The 3,801-nt window shown below is 73.0% G+C and carries 3 protein-coding genes; all 3 read right to left on the bottom strand.

Going from position 1 to position 3,801, the window contains the following annotated elements; genetic code table 11:
* Positions 1-90: 90 nt before the first annotated feature.
* A complete protein-coding gene (locus GGD89_RS19270; RefSeq protein WP_184049062.1) occupies positions 91-1,800 on the bottom strand; it encodes a penicillin-binding protein activator in 1,710 nt (569 codons plus the stop codon).
* Between the two features lie 560 nt (positions 1,801-2,360).
* On the bottom strand, positions 2,361-2,741 hold the full coding sequence (locus GGD89_RS19265; RefSeq protein ID WP_184049060.1) for a flagellar basal body rod protein FlgC: 381 nt from the start codon (positions 2,739-2,741) through the stop codon (positions 2,361-2,363).
* A gap of 293 nt (positions 2,742-3,034) precedes the next feature.
* The gene (locus GGD89_RS19260) at positions 3,035-3,484 is read right to left on the bottom strand and encodes a hypothetical protein (protein ID WP_184049057.1); all 450 of its coding nucleotides are present in this window, start codon (positions 3,482-3,484) and stop codon (positions 3,035-3,037) included.
* Positions 3,485-3,801: the final 317 nt, after the last annotated feature.

The raw sequence follows: 3,801 nt of genomic DNA, 5'->3' as shown, positions 1-3,801 counted from the left end.
TGCAAACGTCGCTGCACAAAACATTGTTTCTCGTGCACTTTCGATCCAGACAAAAGAATGTGGACTGCATCTTTTGTCTGGATCAGTGCACTAGGAGTCGATCGGGCACACCTGAACGCGCCGGCAGGTGCCGTCCTCGCAGTGCCGCTGCCAGACACAGCCGCCAGCCGGAGTCGGTGTCCGTGAGGGCGCCACGGACGGCGTCAGGCTGGGGGCCGGCGGCACCCCGCCACCGGACGACCAAACCGCCGGCGCCGTCGTGCCCGCCGAGGGCACCGAGGGCGCCGGCGTCGTGGCGCGCGGCGCGGTCACCGGCGGCGCCGGCGGCACGCTGTCACGGCCCGGGGACACGGAGGGCGTCGCGGTCCGCGCGGCGGGCGCGCGCACGGACGGCGCGGGCGGCGCACCCCGCCAGGTGCCGCCATCGCCGGACCAGGTTCCGCGCGACGACCGCGTGCTCGTGACGCCGGCGGGGGTCGGGCGCGTGACCGTCGGGCTGGTGATCGTGCCCGGCGCCGGGGATGCCACCCGCAGCGACGGGGCCGGCGGCGCCGCGTCGCCCACCCGGGTCGTCGGCACCTGGCCCCGGTCGATCTCGGCGGCCAGCCACGGGTGGGCCCGGAAGTCCGACGGCCGCACCAGAACGGTGGGGGGCAGCCCCGAGGCGAAGCTTGTGGGTGCCGGACGAATCACGCGCGGGCCGCGCGCGGTCACCTCCAGGACGTTCAGGCCGCGTTCGTTCACGCCCGAGGGCAGCAGGCGGAACAGCCCCGAGAACCCCCGGAACCCGGCCGGATCCGTCAGGAAGGGCCTGGGATCGGCCCCGGGCCGCGCCCGTTCGGCCCAGGCGGCGGCCAGGGCCACGGCATCCATGGCCAGGCGATCCAGCTTGCCGGCGCCGGAGGACATGCGCACGGTCGGCGCGGCGCCCGCCTCGGGCTCTCCGGCCGTCGCCTGCGACGGCGACGCCGGCTCCAGGTCGTCCGGTGCCGCCTCGTCGACCACGCCGGCCATGGGATCGCGCGCCGGCGGCGTGCTGGCGCTGACGTACCACCCGCCGCGCAAGGAGGACTCGGCGAAGGTCCCGGGCCGTTCCCAGAGGTCGGTGCCCATCATCCGCACCTTGGGCGGCCGGGCGTTGTAGTAGTCGAACAGGGCCGCGATCCCCACCAGGGGAAGGCCCGTCGTGGGAATCACCGCGCCGGTCGGGCCGCGCCGCGCGAGATCGCGCACGATGGCCACCTGACTGTTGTAGTCGGTGCTGGCCGGGAACAACTGGCTGCCCATCAGCCGCACGGATCCCCGGCGGGATACGGCGCCCACCGCATCCGCCACCAGCCGGGCATAGGCGGTATCGGGACCGACCACCACCACGTCGCCATGTCCCTGCGCGGCCGCGTGGGCCAGCAGGGCCTCGGTCTGCTGCCCCGGCAGATGGCCGAGCAGATAGACGCCGTTGCCGGCGACCGCGCGATTGTTGGAGAACGACAGCGATGGAATGCCGGCCACGCCAAGCACCGGCCGCGCCGCGTGGGCGGTCACGGAGTACAACGGCCCCAGCACCAGGCTGGCGTCGGCGGACACCGCCCGCTGGGCGGCGGCGCGCGCGCCCTCGGCGCTGGCCTGGGTGTCGAACACCTTCAGATCGACCAGTCGGGCCCGCTCCGCCGTCAGCGCGCGCCTCGCGGCGGCCTGCAGCGCCTGGCCCTGCGGGGCCTGGGGGCCGGACAGCGGCAGCAGCAGCGCCACCCTCGTCGGCCCCACGGCGCGCACCGGAGAGTCCGGCGCGGTCTCCGTCACGGTGGGCGCGGGCTTCTTGTCCGGCGTCCGGCTCAGACCGCCCGACGCGCCGCCCGGCGGGTTCGCGCAGCCGGCGAGCCCCACCGCCACCAACGCCCCGAGCAGTCCGCGCCCCCATCGTCCGCGCCACCGTTCGTGCCGTCGTCCGCACCCTCCCCCGCGATCGCTCCGCCGACTCGCGTCCGTCCGCGGTTCCACCTTCGCATCCCGTGTCCAGCCCATGGCGGTTCTCCCCTAACCGGTCGCCCGAGCGCTCCGCCGTACCGACCCCGGCGCGCATCAGGCCAGCGAGTCCGGCCTGACGACCGGAGTCCGGCGAAAAGCATACCCCCGGCCCGACCCGGAGACCAGACGGGGAACCGCACGCGGAGGCCGGAAAAACACCTCAAGGTGGAGAAGGGCATGACGACACGCACACGCTGGCGCCGCCCTGAGATCGGATCGCGGACGATCGCCCCGATATGACGACCGCCGCACGGCCCGGGACGGACGGGACACCGCGTCAGGGTCGAGTCTCGAAACACGGCCAGGGGGTCACGGCCCAGGGCAGACAGCCCGGGTCAGCCGACGATGTCGAGAAGCGCGTCCTGCATCTCGTCGGCGGACCGGATCACGGCGGTGGCGCTTTCGTAAGCGCGGCTCGCGGTCGTCAACTCCACCATCTGCTCGGCCAGATTGACGTTGGGACTCGCCTCAAGGCCCCCGCGTCCATCGGGGACGACCTGAGAGGGCGGGTCCACGGGCCGCACGGTGGCGGTCACGCCGGCGGCGCTCGACACGTCCACGACGTCACGCGGGACATAGCCGCCGGCCCCGGGAGCGCCGGACCCGGCATCCACGGGGACACGCGTGTTGGCGTTGACGATGTTGTCGGCCGTGACGGCCAGCCGCACCGTGGCGGCCTGAAGGGCGGACACGCCGATGGAGAGGGCGGAGGTCATCGCGGAGGTCCTTTCTGGCGCGCGACGGCCCTGGGGGCGGTCAGGACGGTAAGAGCTTATAGCAACGGCCCTTGAGAAGGACCGTTGCCGTCCGTGGCTGCTCGGCGGATGAGTCACACTCATCCGCCGCTGGTATGAGGCCCCAGCCTACCACGGGCCGGCGGAGGGATGACACTCGACAAACCGGATAGGGCATACCGTTCTCGGTCGCGGACCCGGACGCCCGCGCCCTTGAACAGACGGCCTCTCCTGCGCCTCCCCTTTACCGGGGGCACCGCCTTCACCCGGCGACACTACAGGGCGACGTCAAGGCTGGTGCCCAGGAACGTCCGGGGCAGGGTCCCGGTCACCGCCTGAATGGCATGATCGTACACGCCGACGGCCACGGTCACCTCGCTGCGGGGCATGGGCACCGGCCCGAGGCGGCGGGTCGCGATCTGGCTGGCCAGGATCACGTCGGAGACGGTGGTCGGCCGGACCGCCGCCGGCGTCTCCCTGGTGCCGCGCGCGATCTCCTGCCCGGCCGGACGCCGCCGACCGCCGCCCTCACCGCCCGAGCCAAGCCAGCCGGCGCTGGGGTCGGTGTCGGGCGCGCGGGCGCCCACCCCCATGATGGAGTCAACTTCGGGGACCTGGAACTCGGGCTGAGAGGCGCCGGAGCCCACGCGCGTCAACGGTCCGACGCGCTGGGGCGCGGTCGATGAGGGGGCCGCAACGGCCGGTTTTGCCATCGTGACGGCCATGGGGGCCTCCGCTGGCTGCTTTCCGTCTCCCGCGCCCGAAGGGCCCGGGCTGTCCGCCGCATCCTGTGACCGGTGATCCGGGCCGCGTCTCTCGACGCGGGCGCAACGATCACACGTCCATAAAAATGTGGGGTCGACAGGGCTCGGTGTCAATCATCCGTTAACGAATCGTGGCGCCCGGCCCCCGGACGGACGCGGCTCGTCCTCCCCCGCGCCCCCGCCGCAGCAGTTCTCATTTTGAGCTGAAAGGCTTGGACACGGGACACGGGATGTGATTCACCCTCTGGGTGAGGTGGCTTGAAGAGCAAATCGCGGCG

It is taken from the genome of Roseospira visakhapatnamensis, assembly GCF_014197915.1.
Taxonomy (GTDB): Bacteria; Pseudomonadota; Alphaproteobacteria; order Rhodospirillales; family Rhodospirillaceae; genus Rhodospira; species Rhodospira visakhapatnamensis.
The sequence above is the reverse complement of the archived record's forward strand: the minus strand, read 5'-3'. Positions and strand labels throughout refer to the sequence as shown.